We start from the raw sequence: 19994 nt of genomic DNA on the forward strand, positions 1-19994 counted from the left end.
ACGAACCCTGCCCAGCCCGCCGGTCCCACCCAGCAGGCCGGTCCCACCCAGCAGCCGGGTACGCCCGCCCAGCAGGCCACCCCGGCCCAACCGGCGCAGTCCATGGCTCGGCCGGACGCGACACCTGCGCCAGCAGACCCACTCACCCCGACGGTGCCGGCACAGACGGCGGGCATCGAGCCGACGACGCCCTCCCTCGACACCACTCCCACTGCCGACCCGACCACGGATCAGAACCCCGAAAGCACCGATCCGGCTCAGCGGACCACCGACGGGCCGGTCGTGATCCCGGTGCCAACCAGCAGCGGCACCCTCCACGGCGGGCCGACAAACCCCGGCCCTGAGACAGCGACCGGCCCGGTCGACCCGCAGACCCTCAAACGGTCTGAGGGACCAACCGGACGCGGTACCCACAGCTGGCAACTGGATCCGACGTCGGTTGACGGTGACCCGAACGGCCCCGAAGCGGAGCGCGCGCTGATCGAGGCGTCACGGACGCTGGCCGAGACCGTCCGACGGGAGGTGAAGGCAGGGACGATATCCAAGAGCAAGCAGCCCGGCATGGCCGGTGCGTTGCTGATGCCTGACGGCAGCATCACCACGCACACCAGCATGACCGCCGACAAGAGCACCAATCCGGCCACCCAACCGGCAGTGCATCCGCTCCTGCAGGCAGCGCTTGACCGTGCTGCGGCGAAGCTTGGTACGCGTAAGGGCGGCGGACATGGCAAATGCGCCGAGGTTGCCTTGGTCTCCGACCAGCTCTACCTACTTGAACAGCAATGGCGAAACGCGGGGGAGCCGGGCAACTTCGAGCAGTACGCTCTGGACTCTTTGCAGGGCGCCAAGATTGTGACACATCAGATCGCCACTGCTCGGTCTGGCGGCGTCACGTATGAGCTTGGGCGATACCGACCGCCGTGTCGATCGTGCGCGCATGTCCTGCCAGAGTTCAACATCGACCCGATCACCGACCCGGATCGTGACGTCACTGTCTACCAGCCGCCTGTACCCGGTGTGGTGGGCAACGGGCCCCCGCTGAGCGCCGGCCGACCGTACGGACAGCCAGAGGGTCTGGTGCCGCCGGACCAAGCCGACCAGGATGCACTCGACGCGGCCCTGCCTCGGGACCCAGCCACAGGACGACCAGCGGTCCACCCGGATCCGCGTGTCGGCTCATGGGCCGGGCGGCTCAACGATGGTGGGCCGACCGCCCCGGGACGCAGCACGAACTGCGCCGATGTTGGGCTGTCCGTCCTGTCGGCCTGGTACGGCCGTCCCGAGGTAGCGGCGCCGACGGTCCCGTCAGCCGCGTCGGAGCGGGGCAGCACGGCCCGGCAGGAACAGGCGTTGCGGTCCAGCTTCGGGCATCAGGGCAGCGGTGCTCCCGCCTTGGACACCGTCGCTGAAGCTCTCCGAGCGGCTGGGCCCGGTGCTGCGGCAATCATCATCGGGAGTTCGCCGGATGGTAGTGGTCGGCCGCACACGTGGAACGCGGTGAACCACGAGGGCACGGTCATCTGGGTGGACGGCCAGCGTCGGAGCATCTCTGACGGCGACCCGCTGTACGCCGACCAGGTGGGCGATGTCTGGTCGATCGTGCTGGATGCCGAAGGTGATCCGATTGGCCAGGCGGTGCCCGAAGCCAACACACCGGCTCCGGTCCCACCGGCCTCGACCGCGGACGTGCCGGCGGGAGGTCGGGACCAGAACTCTCCGACCGGCCGGCCCGGCGCAGTAGCCGACCCGAACAACCCCGACCGTACGCCGAGCGACCCGACCAGTCCCGACGGGACACCGGCCGACCCGAACAACCCGGAAGGACCGCCGGCCGATCCGAACAGTTCCGACGGGACGCCGGCAGCCCCGAGTGACTCGGACGTGACGCCGGGCAGCTCGAACCCCGAGGGTGATCCCCGCCCGAGCCGCGAGGGCGAGCCGAGTCCGAACGCAGACGGGAACTCCGCACCGGGGGCCTGGCCGGACATGCGGGGCTGGCCGATGCCGGACACGCGCCAGTTCGGGCCGGAGCAGTTGGCGCCGCTGGAGGATCCGCGGTACCAGGAGGATGTCGAGGACAGCCTCCGAAACCCGGAGGGGTATGAGGTCTTCGCGGACCCGTCGACCCATCCGTACGGTCAACTGATCAACGACGGCGGGCCGGATCAGCCCGGCCGGGCCAACAACTGTGTCGACACCATCCTCGCGGCGCTGGCCAGCTTCTACGGCGATCCGCAGGTCTCGCATCCGCGTTGGCCGGACCGGGTCGACGGCGGGACCGTCGACACGACGCTCGGCGAATTGAACGGCTTCGGCCGGATCGAGAGTTGGATCGGTGGCGAGTGGACCGGCGACAACGACGTCCTACCGGGTACGCCCGCCGAGCGGTCGGCCGCGTTGGCTGACCAGTTCGAGCAGCTCTACCAACGTGTTCGTGACGCCGGCCCGGGCGCGGCCGCGGTCGTCGCCGTCGACTGGGTCCAGTTCGACGAGAACACCGGCGACCCTCTGCTCGACGCCGAGGGCAACACGCAGCCGGCCGGTGAGCATGTCTTCCTGCTCGTCTACCCGGAGGGCGCGGACGGGCCGGTGTGGTGGGACCCGCAGTTCGGTAGCACCACCACTGATCCGCTGCCGGGCGACTATGTTGAACTGACGCACAACCTGTGGTCGATGGAGGTGCAGCCCGCCCATGCCGATGAGCAGGGAGGAAGCCCGGCAACTGATGACCACGCTGCTGGGGACGGACAACCCGGTGGCGGTGTTCCCGTTCGAATTCGGCTGGGCAGCCCAGGAGACGCTCTCCCCGCAGCAGCGGACGCAGGGCCGGCAACTGGGCCAAGGGGTCTTCATCATCGACCAGACGGGAGTAGTGACCGTGCATCCCGGCCTGCCACCACCGTTGATCATGAAACGGTACGCGGCGGCCCGCCGGGCGGGCCGGATCACCGGCCGGCAGGTCTGGCCGATCCTGGATCCGGCGGACTGAGTGACGCTGGCGCCGCACCGGACGGCGATCCTGCCGCAAGTCCATACCTGGACGGGCTGCCGGACACCGACCGGGCCACCCTGCTGGACGCCCTGACCGAGGCGCGGACCGAGGCCGACCAGATCCTGGCCGACCTGCACAGCGTCAACGCCGAGGTGAACGCGCAGCTCGGACTGACCGGCACGGACGCGCTCAGCACGCTCGGCGAGCAGCACCGCGTCAAGGGCGCCGAGTCCCTGGCCCGCAAGTACCGCACCGAGCTGGAGCCCCTCGGGTACGACATCGGTTCGGCGCTGGACACCGTCAACGACGTGGTGCGGTTCTCGGTGCGGGGACCGGAGTCCGAGGCGTACGGGCCGGCGGTGGACGCGCTGCTCGCCTCGTTGGAGGCCCAGGGCTACCAGGTCACCGACCTGAAGAACTTCTGGCACCCTGGAAACCGCTTCTTCGGTCTGAACTGCACGCTCACGGCACCGTCCGGGCGGACCTTCGAGCTGCAGTTCCCGACCGACACCAGCTACAACGTCGGCAAGCAGACCCATGACCAGTACGAGGTGATGCGCGACCCGGCGCAGTCGCCGGCCGCCCGCGTACACGCGTTCCTCGACATCCTGGCGGTCAACAAGGCCAACGGCATCGCGGCGAGCATGCCGGGGGGCATGGACAGCGCCCGGTTCGACACGCCGAAGGACACCAGCTTCGCGAAGTGGATGGCTTCGGCACGGCAGGCGAGTATCCGGGAGTCGTACCTCGACTGGCTCGGGCAGCAGGGCCTGACGTTCGCCGACGTGCTCGCCGCGCGAGGATTGGCCGCGTCCGACCTGCCGGGTCTGGACCCTGACCTGATGGGGAGCGTGCATGGCACCGCTGACGTTCGGCTACTTCCTCCTCCGGAAACCGGAGGATCCGGACGGCCCGCCGGTAAACCTGATCGCGGAGGCGGACAGCACCGGGCCGACCCAGGCGGTGATCTGGGACCGACCGAAGCAGGCGTGGACGTTCCGTCCGGACGTGGCGGCGGCGATCCTGTGGGCGAATCCGGAACGTCACGAGATTCAGCAGGTCGACCGGGCGACGGCGGAGCGCCAGGTGGCGCACTTCACGACGGTGCCGTTGCCGACGGAGGACGAGCTGACGGAGATCTGCCGCTCGGCGGTCTGACCGCAGACGTCCCAGGTGCTCAAAACCACCCGGGGGAGCAGAGCGACGTCGGTCCGGGTTCGCCGGATGGGCCTGGTATCCCGTCGTCGGTGCCGCTCGACACCGACCACGGGTTGGCGCAGACCCGGCGGCTCGGGCCGGGTGAGCTGGCACCGTTGGAGGATCCGGGTCACCAGTGGGACGTCGAGCAGAGCCTGCGTACGCCGGACGGGTACCTCCTGTTCGCGGACCCGTCCACCCACCCGTACGGACAGTTGGTCAACGACGGTGGCCCAAGCCAGCCAGGGCGCGCCAACAACTGCCTGGACTCCGCGCTCTCGGCGCTGTCCAGCTTCTTCGGAGACCCCCGGGTGTCCTTCCCCCGGTGGCCGGACACCCGTCCGGACGGCTCGATCGAAACCGTCACCGGCGAGGCGAGTGGGCTCGACCGAGCCGAGGAATGGCTCGGCGTGGACTGGTCCGGCGGGTCGGAGGGGCTGCCCACGACCCCGGCCGAGCACGCGGCGGCGGTGGCCGACCAGTACGCGCAGCTTCATCAGCGTGTCGCGGCGGCCGGTCCGGGTTCGGCGGCCCTCGTCGTGGCGGAATGGGTCAGGACGGATCCCCGCACCGGTGAACTCGTCCTCGACCGGGGACAGGTGCAGGTTCAGGACTCGCACGCCTTCGTCGTGGTGTTTCCGGAGGGCGCCGACGGGCCGGTCTGGTGGGATCCGCAACGAGGGACGACGTGGCCGCAGCCCCCGGCCGCGTACCTGTCGCAGACGTATGCGCTGTGGTCGATGGAGACCATGGCGGAAAGGGTTTCGAATGACGGAGGACGAGGCGCTGACGCTGATCAGACGCCTGCTGGGCACGGCGAACGAGATCGAGCTGCATCCGTTCGAGTTCGGCTGGCTGGCGAAGGAGCAGCTGTCACCACAGGAACGGACGGAGGGCAGGCAACTGGGCCACGGGAGCTACATCATCGACCGGACGGGAGTGATCACAGTCCAGATGAGTCTGCCGGTACCGCTGCTGATCACGGAGTACACGCAGGCCCGCCGGGAGGGCCGGATGACGGGTCGGCAGGTCTGGCCGACGGAGGAACCGACGGCCTGACGCCGCCGGTCGAAACGGCCGGGGAGGTCGCGCCATCGGGCGTCGACGGCCCACCACCGCCTGGCGATTCCAGGCCCGCGGCCGACCCGGACGGCCCCGACCTACGGCAGGCGGCAGCCGGTACGACCTTCGGTGGCGCGCTGCTCGACGCCGACCCTGGGCGGACCTCGAGCGCCGTCGAGGCGGCCCTTACCGCAGGGCCACTGCCTGACGGAGCAAGTGCCGATCCGGCCACCGCCACGGTCACCCTGACCACCCCCGACGGCCCCTATCCGGTACGCGTCGAGTTGACCCCGGTCGCGGCCGACGCGTCGGCCGCGCCGGTGGCCGCCATCCGCTACACCACCGACGGGGCCGTCGTACAGGTGTCAACGAGCGCCCACCCGGACCACGTCCGGCGGGCGGTGGCGGCGGCCCTGGCCGAAGTGGACACGATCGCCCAGCAACGGGCCGAGGGGCTGCGGTTCGACGCCACCACCGCACTCGCTGAGGGTGCCCGACCGGAGGGTGACGGCACCCGCGTGCTGACCGCGCGCGACATCGGCCAGCTGGCCGAGCTGCGGGTGGTGCTCGCCGACAGCGCGACGGCCACCGACCCGGGAACCTCCGGTCAACTACGCGCCGAGGCGCTGAGCCTGCTCGTCGCCTCCGGCCTCCTCGAACAGGAACCGGCGCACCTCGTGCACGGGCTCGGCAGCAACACGCCGGTCGTCGGGCCGGAGGCGGCCCGCGCCCGCCTCGACCTGATCCACCATCACCTGGGCCCGCTCGCCGCCGAGGTGGAAAGCCTGATCGGGCTCGCGCAAAGCGACGGGCAGCAGCTCGTGGCGGACATTCGGGTGGCCCAATCGGCTGTCCGCGCCGAGGCGCGGGCCTGGGCTCAACAGGCCACCGAACTGCGTGATCAGGCCGACCTCGCGCTGACCGCCAGGGTGGACGCCACCCTGGGCGTGGCGCCCGACCACGTCTTCGACCGCCTCGTCATCGGTGGTGGCTGGGCCGCGACCGCCGACTTCGTCACCATGGGGGCCGCGGCGGACGCCGGCCACGGCCTGCCGCCGGTGCTCTGCATCTCGCAGGGACACGACCCGTGGGCGGAACGCCAGGCCCTGTTGATGGGACAGATCCCGTCGGAACTGGAGCTGCCCGGCCTGCCGTTCCAGCCGGGCGACCTGGCCGAGGAGGGCACCCAGTTCACCCCGTCCGACGTCTTCGCCGACGCGGTGGGCGCGGCGCGGGCGCTCTCCGGCATGCCGACCTACCAGGGCACCGCCACCTCGATCACGCCCCGACCGGCCGACGCCACGGGCTGGCCCGACGGCGCCAACTTCCGAGTGACAGTCAACGGCCGGGACATCTACACCACCTCCGTCGACATCGCCAGCGGGCCGGGACCGTCCCGGGTGCCGAGCGTGCCAACCGACGCCACCGGCACGTACGTCGACCCGACCACCGGCTACCGGGTCGACCGCTCCGGCAGCACATCCGTGTTCCAGGACCCGGCCGGCAACCTGATCGCACCGGAGAGCGTGCCGCCGCCCGTACGGGCCGTCCTCGGTGGCCCCGGCACCGGCCGGTCGGATCTGCCGCTGCTCGCGGACCTGACCGGGCGACCCACCGATCCGCTGGTGGTCGACCCGACGTCCGGGTACGCCGTGGACGTCACGACCGGTCAGGTTCTCGACCCCGCCGGCACGCCGGTGGACGCCGATGCCGTGCCGGCCGAGGTCGGAGCCCGGCTGGGCTTCGCTCCGGACGGGTCCTTCCGCGATCCCCGGCCGTCCGCGCCGCCGGTCGACTTCGGCGGGCAGAACCTCGCCGACGCCTACCGCCCCGGTGACCGGGTGTTGGTCTTCGGCGCGGGCGCCTCTGGCGCGTGGGACATCGAACAGGCGGTGGCGTCGGCCGCCGCGAGCGTCGACTGGTCGGCGCGGGCGACGGACCCGCCGCCCGACCAGCTCACCGGTGATCCGGCCCAGGACGCGGAGGCACGCCTGCGGCACAGCTTCGGAGGTGGCTACAACCGGCGGAACACGCTGCCCGATGTCGGTGCCTACGCCGACTCGGTGCAGAGTCAGGTCGAACGCTCACTGCGGGAGATCGTCAGCCTCCGGCACACCGTCGACGGTGGCTTCCTGGTGGAGTTCACCGACGGCAGTCGACAGACGTACGACCGGGTGGTGCTCTCGATCGGCCAGGCGGCCGAGTTCCCGGGCGGTGTCGCCAACCTGGTCTCCGGGCTCGGTCTGGAGCCGTTGGACGGACCGGTGGCCGTTCCGGATGCCGAAACCGACGTGCTCGGCCTTCGGGACGCCTCGGGGCGGCTCCGTGTCCTGGGCGCGGCCAGTGTCGCCCCGGGTGTGGTCGCCGAGACGTCCACCCCGTCGGAGGTTCGTGCCCTCCTGACCGCTCAGGCCAACGCGCTACCTGACGACTCCCGGGGCATCGCGCCCAGCATCCGGTTCCATGCTCAACGGATCGCCGAGGCCAACCGGCCGGCACCGCCGGCCGCACCAGGTGACGGCCCGACCGTACCCGGTCCCCCGTCCGGTCCGGACGCCTCAGACGTCGTGGTATCTCGGGGGACCCTCCCAGGCCCAGCGGACGTCGAGCCAGGGCAGCGGTCCGTACCTGTCGATGAGACGCTGCCCGAGAGCGGGCACCTCGACCCCGATCGGTCTGCCGTCGATGTCCTGGCCGATGCCGTACGGCAGGATCTCGACCCGGTTGCGGTCGAACTGGACGTAGCGCAGGCGGGGGAGGTTGCGGCTGGCGGCCAGCGCCTCGGCCCCCTCGGCACCGACGTCGCAACGGGACAGACCGAGCCAGCGCAGTCGGCCCAGACGACCGGAACCGGCGAGGTGCCGCACGCCGGCGTCACCGATGGGGTTTCCGCCCAGGTCCAGTCCGACCAGGCTCCCCAGCAGGGGCGAGTCGGCGATGTCGGCGGCGTGTCCGGCGGCATCGGTCAGCACCAGGTGACGGACGGGAACGGCACGCCAGACCTCGATCCCGTGGTCGAGGAGGGCGTCGGCGCGCATGGTGACAGACTCGACAAAACCGCGCCGCAGCCGCCAGGCGTCGACCAGCTGCGCGACCGGCCGGGCGAGCCGTGGTCCGACCCTTCGCCCGAGCAGCAGACGTCGTGGGGTGCTCCCACCGTCGAGGTCGAGGCGGATCAGCTCGGCGTGCTCGGGATCGACGGTTTCGATGGCGTCGGCGTAGCGTCGCCGCAGGTCGAGGTCGTCGGGGTCGGCGAGGATGGCGGCGTAGAGGTCGGCGGGCGTGGCCATGACGGCAGCGTATCGACGGACGGCGCGGTCACCACCACCCCCGCCCCGTCGTTACCGGAGAGCCGACGGTTCGGCCCGGGCGAGCTGGCACCGCTGGAGGACCCACGCTTCCAGGACGATCTCGCGGCGAGCCTGGAGACCCCACAGGGGTACGCGGTCTTCGCGGATCCGTCGACCCACCCGTACGGGCAACTGGTCAACGACGGCGGACCGGAGCAGCCCGGCCGCTCCAACAACTGCCTCGACTCGTCGCTTGCGGCACTGGCCAGCTTCCACGGCGATCCGCAGGTGTCCGTGCCGCGCTGGGCGGACCGGTTCGACGACGGCTCGATCGACCGCGTCTCCGGCGAGCGGGGCGGACTGGAACGCGCCGAAGCGTGGCTCGGTGGGCAGTGGCTCGGTGGTACCGCCAACCTGCCGACGGACCTGTCCGCCCGCACCGACGCGGTGGCCGGCCAGTACGCGGACCTCTATCGGCAGGTCGCGGACGCCGGCCCGGGAGCGTCCGCGCTGGTGGTGGCGGACTGGCTGTTCCTGGACGCGGCCGGGAACGTGGTCCTTGACGAAACCGGCCAACCCGAGGTCGACGGCTCACACGCCTTCGTGATCGTTTTCCCGGCGGGCACCGACGCGCCGGTGTGGTGGGATCCGCAGACCGGGACGACGTCGGCGGAGATGCCGGCCGCCGATGTGCGGGAAACCCACGCCCTGTGGGCGATGATGGTGCCTGACGGAGAGGGGCGAGTTGACCGAGGACGAGGCGCTGACGCTGATCAGCCGACTGCTGCGGACCGGGAATCCGATCGTGCTTCGGGAGTTCGAGTTCGGCTGGCTGGCCCGGGAGAGACTTTCGGAGCAGGAGCGGGCCTCGGGGATGCACGTGGGCCAGGGGAGCTACATCATCGACCGGTCGGGAGTGATCACAGCACACACCAGCCTGCCGCCGCGTCGGGTGATGGAGGAGTACGCGCAGGCACGACGCGAGGGCAGGATCAAGGGCCGGCAGGTGTGGCCCGAGGCGGACCCGACGGCCTGACCCGAAACGGCGGCTCGACGCCGTCGGACGAAGCGACCGGGGACACCGGGTCCACCGGCCCCGGTGACCCGCCAGGGCCCGGCGCCGACCCCACGACCGACGCCGACGGGCCCGATCTCCGGCGGGCCGCCGCCGGTACGACCTTCGGCGGCGCGCTGCTCGACGCCGACCCCGTGCGGACCGGAGAAGCCATCCAGGCCGCCGTGGACGGCGGGGCGCTGCCCGACGGCGCGCACGTCGACCCGGCCACCGGTACCGTCACCCTGGACACGATCGACGGCCCTTATCGGGTACGCATCGAACTGGCCGCCCCTGTTCTTGACGTGCCGCTCGTACCCGTCGCCACCGTTCAGTACCACGCCGACGGTGCGGTGGTGCGGGTGTCGACCGGGGCGCACCCGGACCACGTCCGCCGCGCGGTGGCCGCGGCCCTGGCCGAGGTGGACACCGTCGCTCAGGAACGGTCCGTGGGGCTGCGCGTCGACGCCACCACGGCGCTCGCCGAGGGTGCTCAGCCGGAGGGCAACGGTCGCCGGACCCTCACCGCGCGGGACATCGGCCGCCTCGCCGAACTGCGGGTGGTGCTCACTGACAGCTCTGCCACCTCCGATCCGGCTCGGGCTGGTCAACTACGAGCCGAGGCGTTGAGCCTGCTCGTCTCCTCCGGCCTGCTGGAGCAGGAACCCGCAGCCACCGTGCACGGACACGGCGACAACGTGCCGATGGTCGGGCCGGAGGCAGCCCGGGCACGCCTGGATCTGATCCGGAACCACCTCGGTGCCCTCGCCCCGGAGGTCGACAGCCTGGTCGGGCTCGCGCAGAGCGACGGGCGACAGTTCGTCGCGGAGCTGCGGGCCGCGCAGTCGGCCGTCCGCGCCGAAGCCCGGGTCTGGGCCCAGCAGGCCACCGCCCTGCGCGACGAGGCTGACCTCGCGCTGACCGCCAGGGTGGACTCCGCGCTGGACGCGGCACCCGACCACGTCTTCGGTCGGCTGGTGATCGGTGGAGGTTGGGCCGCCACCGCCGACTTCGTCACCTTGGCGGCCCCCGCCGACCCCGGGACCGGCCTCCCGCCCGTGCTCTGCGTCTCGCAGGGACACGACCCGTGGGCGGAGCGGCAGACGCTGCTGATGGGGCAGGTCCCCTCGGAGCTGGAGCTTCCCGGGCTGCCGTTCCAACCGTCCGACCTCGCCGAGGAAGGCACCGGGTTCACCCCCTCCGACGTCTTCGCCGACGCGGTGGGTGCGGCCCGGGCACTCAGCGGCATGCCCACCTACCAGGGCCTGGCGACCTCGATCACGCCTCGCCCGGCCGACGCCGCCGGGTGGCCCGCCGGCGCGAACTTCCGGGTGACCATCGGCGGGCGGGAGGTCTTCACCGCATCGCTCGACATCGCGACCGGCCCCGGCCCTTCCCGAGTGCCGAGCGCACCGACCACCACCGACGGCCAGTACGTCGACCCGACCACCGGCTACCGCGTGGACCGGTCCGGGAACGGGCCGGTGTTCCATGACCCCGCCGGTGCGGTCGTCGACCCGGACGGACTCCCCCCGACCGTCCGGGCCGTCCTCGGTGGCACCGGTACGGGTGCCTCGGACCTGCCGCTGCTTACCGATCTCGGTGGTCGGCCGACGGATCCGCTTGTCACCGACCCGTCCTCCGGCCTCGCCGTCAACATCCTGACCGGGCAGGTCCAGGGCCCGGCGGGGGACCCGGTGGATCCACGGACGCTGCCCGAGGAGGTGGCCGCCCGGCTCGGCCATGCCCCGGACGGCTCGTTCTCCGACCCCCGCCCGGCCGCGCCGCCTGTCGACTTCGGTGGGCAGAACCTGGCCGACACCTACCAGCCGGGCGATCGGGTGCTGGTCTACGGCGCAGGCCCGTCCGGCGCGTGGGACATCGAGCAGGCCGCAGCCTCCACGGCCGAGCGTATCGATTGGTCGGCCCAGGCCAGGCCGCTACCGGCCGATCGGGTGACGGGTGATCCCGCCGTTGACGCCCGAGCGCAACTGGAGTTCAGCTTCAGCGGCGGTGACAATCGGCGTAACAACCTGCCCGGCCTCGGTGCGTATTCAGACGCTGCCCGGGCCCGAGTGTCGGACATGTCGCTGCGCAGCGTCGTCGGCATCCGGCACACCGTTGACGGAGCGTTCGTCGTCGGGTTCAGCGACGGCACCGAGCAGGTCTACGACCGGGTGGTGCTCTCGATCGGGCAGGAACCCCGGCTGCCCGGTGGCGTCCACAGCCTGCTCTCCGAGGTGGAGTTGGCGGCTCTTGAGGGACCGGCGATCCGGACGACGAACCCTGTCCCTGACGTGCTCGGGCTACAGGACCCCAGTGGCCAGCTCAGAGTCCTCGGCGGTGCCGGGGTGGCCGGGGCGCTCCTGGCCAGGGTCGACGAGGGCATGATGGATGTGGTCCTGCGTCAGGCAGCGGGGCTGCCAGCCGACTCGCGGGGCATCCCGCCCAGCATCCGCTTCCACGCCCAGCGGATCGCTGAGGCGAACCGTGGCATCCCGCCCGTGCCGCCGCCCGCTGGTGGCGGCTCCGCACCGCTGGACTCGCCTTCAGACCTCGTCCCAGAGGGCCGTGCTGTACAACCTCCAGCCCCATTGGACATCGAGCCAGGGCAGCGGGCCGTACCGGGCCACCAACTCCCGACCGAGCGGGGGCAACTCGACCTCGGTGGGCCGCCCGTCGATACCCTGCCCGTGCCCCTGGGCGGTGACCTCGACGGGATTACGCCGGAGATCGACGAAACGCAGACCGGGCAGGTTGCGGCTGGCGGCGAGGGCCTCCGCCCCGGCCGGACCGATGCCGCAGCGCGCCAGACCCAGCCACCGCAGCCGACCCAGATGAGGGGAGTCGACGAGCGCGGCGAGCCCGTCGTCACCGATCGGGTTGCCACGCAGGTCGAGGGCGACCAGACGGTTGAGGCAGGCGACCTGGGCGACCTCCGCCGTCAGCCCGGCAGCCTCGACCAGCACCAGGTGGCGGACGGGATGGTTGGCCCAGACCTCCTCGCCCCGGTCGATGAAGGTACGGGCGGTCATGGTGACCGACTCGACCAGACCGTTGCGGATTCTCCAGTCGACGAGCAGGTGAGCGACGGGAGCGGCGAGGCGCTGGTGGATCCGCCGGTGCAGGAACAGCATCTCCCTGCTGCCGTCGGCACCCGCCACGTCGAGACGGATCAGCTCGGCGCGCTCGGGGTCGGTGGCCTCGATGGCGTCGGCGTAGTGTCGCCGCAGGTCGAGGTCGTCGGGGTCGGCGAGGATGGCGGCGTAGAGGTCGGCGGGCGTGGCCATGACGCCAGCGTATCGACGGCTGACTCGATAACTGCCGGTGCCGTTCCGGGCTCCACCTTCCACGGTCTGGGCAGGCCGGTGGCCGACCCGACGGCGGTGCTGGATCTTGCCCGGTCCGCGCTGCCACAGGTGGCGCAGTACGCCCAGGTGGACGCGGTGGTCGCGGTCGGACCGGATCTCTTCGAGATCCGGTCTGCCGGACAACACCCGTTGACCGTACGGCTGACCAGTGGTCCGTTGAGTGACGGCCTGGTGGCCCGGTCGCACCGCGACCCGGACGGCGCCTTCACCGTCACCGTTTCCGACCGGGCCGCCGACCCGGTGGTGGCCCGATCGCTCGCGCACGAGGTGGCCGAGCTGACGGCGCTGCACGAGTCCGGTCGGGCGCTTGTCGGCCCGCTGGATCCGGGCAACGTGCAGGGCCCGATCGATCCGGCTGGGCTGACCGCACACGACCAGGGGCGGATGGCGGAGATCCGGCTGCTCGCCGCCACGTACGCCGCCGCCGACCCGGCCGCCCGACCGGCCGTGCGTGCCGAGATCGACGCCCTCGCCGGCCACCTCGGCCTACGTGTCGGTGACCCGGACGTCCGGTCGCGGTGGGCGCTCCTACCCCGGGACGTGCTGGCGCACCTGATGCAGCTCAGCGTGCCGTCGATCACGCCCGACGCGGTCTCCACGGTGCTGGCCGGAGCCGCCACCCTCACCGAGGTCGAGCGAATCCGCATGATCGACTACCGGGCCCGGCTGGCGCCGGACTTCCAGGTGCCGCTCCAGGCGGACCTGGTTGCCCGGCTGCGGGAACTGGCGACCGAGGCCGAGCATGCACAGTCCGGCATGCCGCGGATGCCCGCCTTCGCCGGGCAGATCGTCGGCATCCCGCAGGCACAGCTCGGCCGGATCCGGGCGGTGGATCCGCAACTCGCCGACCGACTCGCCACCGAGGGCATCTACGTCGACCTGACCGGCCGCTACGACCTGCGCCCGTACATGGCGCCGAGCGTGCCCGCCGTCGACCTCGGCGCCGCACGCCCGGCGTTCGACCTGACCAGCGAATCCGGGCGCCGCGCCCAACTGCACGAGGATCGGCAGCGGGCCCGGGCCTCGCTGCGCGGGCTCCGCGGCGACCAGGCCGCCGCCCTGCTCACCGGACACGACTTCCACTACCAGGGCACCGCCAGGTGGATGGGGCTGGTGCCGGACGTCCTGACCGAGGCACTGCGCAGCATCACCCCGGCGGCGACCACCGTCGCCGCCACCGTGGAAAACTCCGCGACGCAGGAGGCGTCCGGAGAGATCCGGGTCGTAGCCGACCGGGTGACCCTGCCACCGGAGTCGGCAAGCCAGCCGGGTCCGGTCTACGGGCCGGCATTGGATGCCCGTACCGGACAACCGCCGCCGTTGTTCGACGGACCGCCGAAGCGGGAGGACGTGCAGCAGGGGGCGCTCGGCGACTGCGGCATGATCGCCGTGATCGGCTCGGTTGCCGGTCAACTGCCGGACACCGTCGCGCAGATGTTCCACCCGAACCCGGACGGCTCGGTCGACGTGCTGCTGCACGAGACCAGCGGACCCGACCGCGCGATCACACCGACCGGCCGACAGTTGCGGGTGACCGTCTTCCCGGACGTGCCGTTGCACCCGAACTCGAACGGTCACAGCGCGTACGCCGACCAGTCCGTGGTCGGGGCGTCCTGGGCGTCGCTGCTGGAGAAGGCGATCGCGGCGATCGACCGTACCTGGACTCAGCAGCGCCACGACCAGTGGCAGCAGCAGTGGACCGCCCGACCGGGCGTGGACGCCACGCAGGCGGCCCCGCTCGGCTACGCCCGCCTCGACAACGGCAGCAGCCGTCTGGTGCAGGCGGAGTTGCTCAGCCAGCTCACCGGCCTGCCCACCGGGGTCAGTGAACTGGACCCGACACCGGGCCGGGAGGCCGCCGCCGAGGCACGACTGACGGCCCTGCTCGCCGCCGGCAGCCCGCTGATCACCGGCACCCGGCCGGCCAACGCCTACGCTGCCCAGCCGGGCGGCAAGCCACCGTACGGGCTGATCGCGGGGCACGCGTACGAGATCGTGTCGGTGGCGAACGGCGAGGTGCAGCTGCGCAACCCGTGGAACTCCCGTCATCCCGCGCCGATGCCGCTGCGCGCCTTCCTCGACCTGATGAGCCCCTGGTACGCCCACGTCGAGCCAGCACGCAGCACGGTGGCCGCGTTGCCCGGGTCGGAGTTCCACGGGCAGGGCCGTCCTGTCGCCGATGCCCCGGCCGTGGTGGACCGGGCCCGGTCGGTCCTACCCGCCCTGGCGGAGCCGGTCGGCGCGGACCAGATCGTGCCGGTCGGCCCCGACGTGTTCGAGTTGCGCGCGCCCGGCCTGGAGCCGCTGCGCGTCCGGGTCACCGCCGCCGCGCTCCCCAACGGCGTCGTGGCACAGACAATCCGCAACCTGGACGGCACCTTCACCCTGACCGTCTCCGACCGTGCCTCGGACCTGGCGGTCGACCGCGCGGTGGCGCACGAGGCCGCCGAACTGCTGGCCCGGCACGAGGCAGGTGCCGCCCACGTCGGGCTCTTCGACCAGGGCGCGGCGGAGGGGCCGATCGACCCCGCCGGCCTCTCGGTCCGGGACCGGGGCCGGCTGGCCGAGCTGCGCCTGATGGCGGCTTGGTACCCGCAGGCCGATCCCGCCGCGCGGCTCGCCCTACGAGCCGAGATCGACACCCTGGTCGACCGGCTGGGCCTCCGCTGGGGTACGCCCGAGGCAGCGGCCCGACTCGCGGTCCTACCCGCTGATGTGTGGACCCAGGTGATGCAGCTGAGCCTGCCGGTGATCACACCGGAGGCGGTGGCCGGTGCCCTGGCCGTCAACCCCGACCAGACGATGGTCGAGCGGTTCCGCGCGATCGACTATCGCAGCCGACTCGCTCCCGACTTCCAGCCGCCGCCCGCTGCCGACTTGGCCGCGAAGCTGCGGGAGTTGGCCGTACACGGGGAGCAGAACCAGTCCTCGCTGCCCCGGATGCCCGCCCTCGCCGGGCAGCTCATCGGTCTGCCGCAGAACCTGCTTGACCAGGTCCGCCGAGTCGACCCACGCCTCGCCGACCGGCTCGCCACCGAGGGTATCTACGTCGACCTGACCGGCCGCTTCGACCTGCGCCCGTACACCCTCGAAGGGGCCCCCGAGTTCACCCTGGACACGTCGGCGCCCGCGTACGACCTGAACACCCCGTCCGGCCGGAACGCGTTGCTCCGCGAGGACCGCAGCCGGGTCCGCACCGCCTTCGGTGCGGCGTACGGATCGAATCCTGCGGCGGTCTCAGTTCTGAGCACACATGACTTCCAATATGTGACCGACGCGAGAGTGATGGCGCTGGTCCCGAATGCGTTGACCGACGCGCTGCGGATGCTGATGCCGCCCGAACCGGAGGCTGAGGTCACACCGACCGTGGCGGCCGGCGAGGTGATCGTCGACGCCAACTGGGTCACCCTGCCGGACCCGGACCCGGATTATCCCGTCAACTATGGTCGCGCGCTGGATGCCCGCACGGGGCAACCAGCTCCTCTTTTCGATGGACCTCCGCGCCGGGAGCAGGTGCGGCAGGGCCTGCTCGGCGACTGCGGAATGCTTGCCACTATGGCTGCCGTTGCCGCTTATCGACCCGACGCTTTGACTCAACTATTCGAACCGAAGGCGGACGGCACAGTCGATGTGCTGCTGCACGAGAGCTTCCTCCGTGGAGCCACGTCAGGCCCCACCGGCCGGCGACTCCGCATCACCGTACAGCCGGATGTTCCTCTGTTGGCGATGGCACCAGGTCGTTCCGCCTACGCGGACCAGTCGTTCAACGGAACAAGCTGGGCGGCCATCCTCGAGAAGGCGGTAGCAGCTCTTGACCAGAGCTGGACCACGGAGCGCCGCGAGGCTTGGCAGCGTGGCTGGACCATCTGGCAAGGTAAGGGTGACCCGCATCGGGCAGCTCCGGCCGGCTATGCCCGTTTGGACGTTGGCAGCGACGCGCAAATGCAAGCGGAACTTATGACCCAGTTGACGGGCTCGCCGAGTCGTATGTCGATTTTTGACACTTCGGTCGGGCGGGAAGGCTCAGTGGCGATGCGCCTCGAGGCTTTGATCGCTGCTGGGAGCCCAGTGATCGTCGGTACGGATGCCGAGGAGAACTACCCCCCGGAGATCCGGGAGCAGCTCCCTTACGGGCTCCATCACGGGCACGCGTACGAGGTGTTGGCGGTGACCGACGGACGAGTCCATCTCCGAAACCCGTGGAATCAGGATCATCCCGCCCCAGTACCGATTCGGGAATTCCTGAACCTCATGGTGAACGAGTACGCGCACCTGGACGCCGACTCCACAGCATTGCCCTCGCCGGCACGTGGGGCTGGTCCGCCCACAACGTCGTCGGATTTGCTGCCGCCCGCGACTGCCACCGGGCCCGACGGAGTCACGCCGCAGGCCGGTAAGGCCGATCAAGATCATGGCCGCCGGCGTACCTTTGGGCGCACTTACCTAGAGAACGATGAGACCACTGTCGGCTACTTCGCGCTACTCGGCGTCGACGGTACGGTGAACGGTCTGCGTGTGATGGTCAGCCGGGGAGACGAGCACCAAACGGCCCAATGGGGTGCCGAGGGCGGCCGGTCCGGTGCCGGCGGATACCGGCCGGTCGGCCGGATCGAGGCAGAGCGGATTGCCCGGGAGGTACTCGGTTTCACCCTGCCTGACGAGCGCACACTGTGCGACATGATTGGTGGCTGACGGTGCCAACGACAGGACAGGGGGAAGAGCACGTGCGCTCCTTCACCGCTATTGCGTCGATCCGCAACAACGTTCCGGTCGACGTTGGACAGGCTCGCCTAGCGGTTCGATGGGTGAACGTGGGACCACCGGTCAACGCCGAAATGATAGTGATGCCCCACTGGAGCGAGGACTCCTCGCACCATGAGGTAACTCTTGGTGAGACGTTTCCAGTTGGCGAAGAGACCTGGCGCTTCGCGGATCTCGACATGGCCAGTGCGGACGAGTGGAAGGTCACCGTCCGTCGGGTGGACGAGGACGAGGTGCTGGATCCGCCCACCGGGCGGCTGTGGATGCGGGCCCGGCTGCGACCGTACGGACAACTCGACGAGGGACAGCTCCAGTCGCTGGAAGCTGCGCTCGGGGTCCGGCTGCCGCCGAGCTACCGTGACTGGCTACGCCGGAACAACGGGGCGCAGCCGGAGGTGGAGCATCACATCCCCGGCGTGCCGTTCAGCCTGTTGCCGGAGCGACCCTTGTTCGGGGTACATCCCGAGTACCCGCCGTTCGACCTGGTGCACGCTCAGCGCGTACACCGGGATCCCTGGCTGTCGCCGAACTGGCTGGTGATCGCCAACCCGTCCGGCGGCCTCTTGGTCATCTCGACGCAGTCGAGTGACGGGAGTGTCTACTTTGTGCACGAGATGGATCTGGTTGGGCCTCCCGGCCTCGCCGCCTCGGCTGCCCGGGAACGAAAGCTGCAAGGGGTGGCTCGATCGATGGGATACCTCCTCGGCCGGTTGACCCCGGTGGAACTGGACGACCTGCCGCCGGCGCAGATGATGCCGCCAGGAACCTTCACAGACCCGCGCAACTACGAGGACGGGCCGAGGTAGCCGAGGAGTGAGGTGCTTCAGGCGAGCTGCGCGAGCATGCCCGCGTACGCGTTGCGGACGGCGGTGAGTCGGTCTCGCCGGAACCGGCCGGGCTCGCGCTGGTGCAGCTGCCGGCCCCGGTCGGTGGTGAAGGCGCTCGCGGGGACGACGGCCCCGTCCGGCGGGATGAACTTCCCGACCTCATCGAGGGCGGCCACGGCCCGGGTCAGCGCGGCCCGGGCGCGTTGACCGGCCTCACCGCCGCCGGGCTCGGCCGGCACCTGACCGGCGTACGCGTCAGAGACCAGCAGCCATTCGCCTGGGTCGAGCAGTTGTGAGGGTTCGTCCCCGCCGTAGCGGAACCCACCGCCAGCCGGTGTTGCCGCCGGCGGTAGCCGGAAGAGGAACTCCCGCTCCTGGCCGCACCCGACGCAGGCGCCCGTGTACCGGCTGGCCAGGTCACCGTCGTCCAGCGCCACTACCGCACTTTCCCGGGGGAAACGCGTCTCCCCGCAGCTGCACGGATGCAGATCCATGTAGAGGTGCGCCTCCGCGTTGGTACGGCTCAGCAGCGGGTTCATGCGAACCACCGTACCGATCGGACGCTTCCGCCGACGTCCCGGTCCGGCCGCTGGCATACTCGCCGACCATGGTGCTGTCACGCGGTTGGGCAGTGTTCCTCACCGGAGTGGGGATCTGGACCTGGGTGATCTGGCCAAGGTTCGCGGTGGCCATCTGGAACGACCCGAGGTCCTGGTCGAGCGGAGTCGTCGGGGCCTGGCCGGCGACCGCCTTCCTGTGGGTGCACGCACTGCTCATCGCGGCGTCGTTGGCTATCGGCACGGCCGTGGGGCTGCTGGGCCTTCGTGGGTGGCGGGCATCCCGACGCGGTACGCGTTGAGCCACTCCTGCCATCGGCCGGTCGCGTTCTGCTGGCGTGCGGAGGGGAAGAGGGCGCACCGGGAGCGAGGTACAACGGGTGTGACGGGGACCGCTCCGCGCCGATTTGACGATCAAACCGCCGGACGCGTAACTTTCTCTCTGCCAGCGCGGAACGGGGCAAACAGGGCGAAAGCCCTGAGGGTCAAGTTCTGGCGGGCACCGGGTCCGCGAGGGGACTGTTTCCTCTGTGGACACGGCCGGGTGGGGCTCGACCGGGCCGCCGAGGGGCGGATTTGGTGGGGCGGAACCGACCGGGTAAGGTTCACGATCGGTAGGGAACCGGGCGAGCGTGCGGGTAACCGCAACGGCCGGCCTGCCAAATCCGATGACCGAGTCAAGCGGGAAGCCGCTGCGCTCGATCGCGGACGCCGAACCGCCTGAAGCGTGACGGACCGGGACAACCCGGTTTGACTCGCCGCAGAGGGTGAGGTAACGTAGTAAAAGTGCCCGGCGCGGTTGTGGCGGGTGTGGTGCCCCGGATGGCGGCCCTTTGGTGGGTTGTTTGATGGTGTGTGGTTGTTCTTTGAGAACTCAACAGGG

At 71.0% G+C, this 19994-nt stretch carries 4 protein-coding genes and 2 pseudogenes; 4 read left to right on the forward strand and 2 right to left on the reverse strand.

The features are described 5' to 3' along the window. Positions 1–102: 102 nt before the first annotated feature. Positions 103–9189, forward strand: a pseudogene (locus ACFY2A_RS27740) (toxin glutamine deamidase domain-containing protein); the annotation flags it as partial. 2955 nt (positions 9190–12144) lie between these two features. Here the strand turns inward: ACFY2A_RS27740 and ACFY2A_RS27745 are convergent. After that, positions 12145–12885, reverse strand: a complete 741-nt coding sequence (locus tag ACFY2A_RS27745; RefSeq protein WP_387175904.1) for a hypothetical protein — start codon at positions 12883–12885, stop codon at positions 12145–12147. 1416 nt (positions 12886–14301) lie between these two features. Here ACFY2A_RS27745 and ACFY2A_RS27750 point away from each other — a divergent pair. Together ACFY2A_RS27750 and ACFY2A_RS27755 are read left to right on the forward strand one after the other, a co-directional pair. Continuing rightward, a pseudogene (locus ACFY2A_RS27750) lies at positions 14302–17658 on the forward strand (C2 family cysteine protease); the annotation flags it as partial. A gap of 32 nt (positions 17659–17690) precedes the next feature. Further along, a complete protein-coding gene (locus ACFY2A_RS27755) occupies positions 17691–18533 on the forward strand; it encodes a DUF6406 domain-containing protein (RefSeq protein ID WP_387175896.1) in 843 nt (280 codons plus the stop codon). Positions 18534–18550: 17 nt separating this feature from the next. Here the strand turns inward: ACFY2A_RS27755 and ACFY2A_RS27760 are convergent, their stop codons facing one another. Beyond that, a complete protein-coding gene (locus ACFY2A_RS27760) occupies positions 18551–19093 on the reverse strand; it encodes a hypothetical protein (RefSeq protein ID WP_387175898.1) in 543 nt (180 codons plus the stop codon). 68 nt (positions 19094–19161) lie between these two features. Here ACFY2A_RS27760 and ACFY2A_RS27765 point away from each other — a divergent pair, with 68 nt between their 5' ends. After that, complete coding sequence (locus ACFY2A_RS27765) at positions 19162–19413, forward strand: SCO4848 family membrane protein (protein WP_387175900.1); 252 nt, start codon at positions 19162–19164, stop codon at positions 19411–19413. The last annotated feature ends 581 nt before the right edge of the window (positions 19414–19994 follow it).

This window comes from Micromonospora sp. NPDC000442, assembly GCF_042898635.1.
GTDB lineage: Bacteria > Actinomycetota > Actinomycetes > Mycobacteriales > Micromonosporaceae > Micromonospora.